The organism is Citrobacter sp. wls826, from assembly GCF_005281245.1.
GTDB lineage: Bacteria > Pseudomonadota > Gammaproteobacteria > Enterobacterales > Enterobacteriaceae > Citrobacter > Citrobacter braakii.
This window is the reverse complement of the sequence record NZ_SZWS01000064.1, coordinates 33,572-34,057: the sequence shown is the minus strand read 5'-3', so window position 1 is coordinate 34,057 and position 486 is coordinate 33,572. Positions and strand designations below refer to the sequence as shown.

Below are 486 nucleotides of genomic sequence, written 5' to 3'. Positions count from 1 at the left end.
GGACCCCGTTACACCTGATACCCCCCCCCTCCGTTTATGACAATGGCGTTACCCTTGACCGGGGCGCGAAAACCCTGACCTTTGCCTCGCTGGTGGTGAACGGCGTCACTTATACCAATACCACCTTCGCCATTACCAAGCAGGGCGACGGCTACCTGCTGACCGCGCCGGACGGCAAAACCCTGACCGTGACCAGCCTGAACGTGATGGGCAATGCGCTGGTGATGCAGGGAACGTACGGCAGTAACAACCTGTTCTGGTCGTACAACCGCGCAGGAAAGCTTACTCTTGCGGGGCCAGACACCACGGTTATTGACGGCGACGGGCAGCAGAAAACAGTTGATGGTGGCTCCACCGCAGGCGGCCCGGGTGATACCGGGACGATTATCAACGGCGATGGTAACGATATTAATGTGAATGGTGACACCGGCGCTACTGGCGGCGGCACCGGCACCGACGTGAACGGCAACGACAACACCATCAACA

At 59.3% G+C, this 486-nt stretch carries 1 protein-coding gene; it reads left to right on the top strand.

From position 1 onward, the window contains the following. On the top strand, nt 1-486 hold a 486-nt coding region (locus FDW87_RS21115; protein WP_170975123.1), incomplete at both ends, for a hypothetical protein.